5 protein-coding genes and 1 pseudogene are annotated in these 3,351 nt (G+C 44.6%); all 6 read left to right on the top strand.

Features of this window, described 5'->3' with window-relative positions:
- Positions 1–141: 141 nt before the first annotated feature.
- A pseudogene (locus RIB93_RS01870) lies at positions 142–816 on the top strand (ParA family protein); the annotation flags it as partial.
- Positions 813–1,733, top strand: coding sequence for a ParB/RepB/Spo0J family partition protein (locus RIB93_RS01865; protein WP_446369753.1), 921 nt, complete (start codon positions 813–815; stop codon positions 1,731–1,733). The pseudogene RIB93_RS01870 and the gene RIB93_RS01865, both read left to right, overlap by 4 nt.
- A gap of 58 nt (positions 1,734–1,791) precedes the next feature.
- Positions 1,792–2,106, top strand: coding sequence for a hypothetical protein (locus RIB93_RS01860; protein ID WP_446369751.1), 315 nt, complete (start codon positions 1,792–1,794; stop codon positions 2,104–2,106).
- Positions 2,107–2,109: 3 nt separating this feature from the next.
- Positions 2,110–2,523, top strand: a complete 414-nt coding sequence (locus tag RIB93_RS01855) for an element excision factor XisH family protein (RefSeq protein WP_446369749.1) — start codon at positions 2,110–2,112, stop codon at positions 2,521–2,523.
- Positions 2,511–2,846, top strand: coding sequence for an element excision factor XisI family protein (locus tag RIB93_RS01850; RefSeq protein ID WP_446369747.1), 336 nt, complete (start codon positions 2,511–2,513; stop codon positions 2,844–2,846). Before RIB93_RS01855 ends, RIB93_RS01850 begins: the two co-directional genes overlap by 13 nt.
- 346 nt (positions 2,847–3,192) lie before the next feature.
- Positions 3,193–3,351: DUF4277 domain-containing protein (locus RIB93_RS01845; RefSeq protein WP_446369755.1), on the top strand; the 159-nt coding region annotated here is incomplete at its 3' end.

Genomic DNA, 3,351 nt, shown 5'->3' with positions numbered 1-3,351 from the left:
GCTGCTCAAAAAAACTCTCAAGAGTCCCAAAAACAATTACTGTTTCTTTAGAAGATATTCAAGTGTTTAATTTTTCAGACTTTTTCCCTTGATTGGATGTGTAGTTTCTTGTACTTCAAGTTGAAGTGCGGAGTCTAGGATCTAGCCCAACGAAAGCACCGTGTTCTGTTAGTCGATCTTGATCCCCAAGCCTCATTGACTACATTTATGGGAGAAGATCCGGTTGAGTTGAAGACTACCGTCTACGACGCGATCGCGGGAGAAGCTCCCTTACCGATTCATGGTAAAATCCATGGACTTGATCTCGCTCCGGCTAATATCAACTTGAGTGCCGCTGAGTTGGAATTAGTCAGCGCTCTGATGCGGGAGATGCGCCTCAAAGATGCTTTGGCTCCGTTTTTGGACAACTACGAATTCATTTTAATTGACTGTCCTCCCAGTCTGGGGATTTTGAGTGTGATTGGATTGGTTGCTTCGACTCATGTCCTTGTCCCCATTCAAACTCAGTTCAAGGCATTCCAGGGAACCGATTTACTCCTCAACACAGTAGCGCGACTTCGTGCCAAAGCCAATCGTAATTTAGCGATCGCGGGATTTGTCCCGACCATGTACGATGGTCGTACTGCTCAAGAAAGCCGGACGCTCAAAGCTATCCAAGAGCAGCTAGAGCCATTGGCAACTGTTTATGAGCCGATAAAGCGCTCGATTGCTTTTGCTGATGCCTCGGAAAAGCGTCTGCCCTTGGCGAAATCTAGCCCCAAACATCCAGCCGTGGCTGTTCTTAAACGTATTGCTTTATCCTTGGAAAAACTGTGAGTAAAAAAGACCAACCTTATACCAGTCAGTTGAAAGGGGTAGCCGCTCTGTTGGGAGAGCGGGAAGAACCGAATGCCGCCGCTGTGTTAGTGCCAATTACCTCAATTCGCTTACCCAAACAACAACCCCGGCGCTATTTTGATCCAGATAAGTTAGAACAATTGACTTCTTCAGTTAGAAACTTTGGGATTTTAGAACCTCTGTTAGTTCGACGCCTCCATCTAGACAAGTACGAGTTAGTCGCCGGGGAACGTCGTTACCGTGCCGCACAAAAAGTGGGATTGACCGAAATCCCTGTCGTTATCCGGGAACTGACTGATGAAGAAGCGCTGCAACTGGCGTTGATTGAAAACCTGCAACGGGAAGATTTAAACCCCGTTGAGGAAACTGAAGCCATTTTGCAGTTGCTAGCGACTCAATTAGGGAGTAATGTAGAAGAGATTCCCCCTTTGCTATATCGGATGCAAAATGAGGAGAAGGGGAAAGTTACCCAAAACGTTTTGGGTAATGAACAAGCCGAGTTGATTTTAACGGTGTTCGATTCCTTGGGGTTAATGAGTTGGCAGTCGTTTGTCAGTAGCCGTTTACCTCTGCTCAACTTACCCGATGATGTGCTGGACGCTCTACGGATTGGTCAAATTGCATATACCAAGGCACAAGCTCTAGCTCGGCTGAAGGATGCACCACAAAGGCAGGCGTTGTTGAATGACGCGATCGCAGACAACCTCTCCCTCAAAGAAATTACCCAACGCATTAAGCAGCTAAAACAGCCAACAGCCAAACCCCCATCACTTAAAAATCGCTTCCAAGAAACATCGGGGCGTTTGCAAAAAACTAAATTTTGGAATGATCCGAAAAAACACAAAAAGCTGGAACGGCTTCTTCTTCAAATGGAGGCATTGTTAGACGAAGAGTAACTCTGCAATTAGGGAGTGCGATCGCAAGCCTTACTTCAAGAGTACCAAATCCATCTCCGTGCGATCGCTAAATTCTTACGTCAATAAGAAAGCGGGGATCGGGGTAGAGGATGAAAATGGGGGTGTACAATGTACACCCCTGGGTGTCTTGGCGGCTTCCGGAACGGTACGCGACTCTGATATACTGAAATTGGGAAAACTTCACGATGAAGTCTTAGCGCGACTCCTCGACTTAAACCAAAAACGCCACGAAGCAGAAATCTTGGGCGGAAAACACGCTTCTACTAAGGCAAAATCAAACAAGAGGCGCAAATCCAAAGCCACCCAATTCACTCAAACCAACGTCCAGCAGCTCAACCTTTTGGGGGAATAGTGCATGGCAAAGGATATCTACCACGACACTGTAAGAACTGCCTTAGAGAAAGATGGGTGGACAATTACTGACGATACATTCACATTGTCTGCTGGCAAACGGGATGTATTCGTAGATTTAGCTGCTGAAAAACCTTTAACAGCCGAACGTCAGGGTCAGAAAATAGCGGTTGAAGTCAAAAGCTTTATTAGCCCATCTCCAGTCAAAGATCTACAAAATGCTTTGGGACAATATATTCTCTACGCCGAACTCTTAGCCGTTACCGAGCCAGACCGCATTTTATATCTTGCCATTCGAGAAGAAATCTATGTGGATTTTTTCTCCGAACCCATTGTACAAATCGTTCTAGCCAATCATCCCATTAAACTCATTATTTTCGACCCAATTGAGGAGGTTATAGTCAAATGGATACACTAGACCAATATCGCAACTACATCCACAAAATCATTTCAAAATACGCCAGCATTCCCCATATTCACGGACAGATTAAAAGTATCGTGATTGTCAGCGAAGACCGCAACCACTTTCTCCTGATGAATGAAGGCTGGGACGGCAAAAAGCATATTCACCACTGCCTAATTCACGTTCAAATCCTTAATGAAAAACTCTGGATTTATTTTGACGGGACAGAAGACGGCATTACTGATGAACTCGTCGCTGCCGGAGTTCCCAAAGATAAAATTGTTTTAGCTTTTCATCCGCCCTACGTGCGACAGCACACCGGATACGCTGTTGCTTAGCGATTCATATCCTCTTCAGGGCTGTTTTATTCGCTATTACCTAGTAGCACCCTCAGCAGAAATTGGGCACTAAGTCTTTAAAGTGCATGATCACATGGTCGCGCACCCCATTCTTATAAGATTGAATTTCATTGTCATTCAGGTCGCTGGCGTCGAAGATTTCCCGGAGTATGGAGTAACCTTCTAGCCCACACTCCGCACTTCAAAATGTAACATGACAGGTTACAGGGACGTCTCCGAGAACACTAAGCATAAATACTCACTTTACTGAGGGTTGATACATTGAGATAATTAGTCAGTTACCTGTGACTATTTAAAAGAGATATTAACCTTGTCTAAATCAACAATGATAGAAGTCAAAAACCTAGACCATTTGGGGATTATAGCTGGATTAATTGATGAAATAGGAATAGTGGATATCATCAATGAAAAATTAGGAATAGACAAGCGAGAAAAAATCTCATCAGGGCAAGTCGTTAAAGCCATGATTCTCAATGGCTTAGGA

It is taken from the genome of Coleofasciculus sp. D1-CHI-01 (assembly GCF_040218875.1).
Classification (GTDB): Bacteria; Cyanobacteriota; Cyanobacteriia; order Cyanobacteriales; family Coleofasciculaceae; genus Coleofasciculus.
The sequence above is the reverse complement of the archived record's forward strand: the minus strand, read 5'-3'. Positions and strand labels throughout refer to the sequence as shown.

Bases quoted from the DNA above. Each gene is read 5' to 3' on its own strand.
- RIB93_RS01855 (WP_446369749.1), top strand. From the start codon at position 2,110: ATGGCAAAGGATATCTACCACGACACTGTAAGAACTGCCTTAGAGAAA.
- RIB93_RS01850 (WP_446369747.1), top strand. From the start codon at position 2,511: ATGGATACACTAGACCAATATCGCAACTACATCCACAAAATCATTTCA.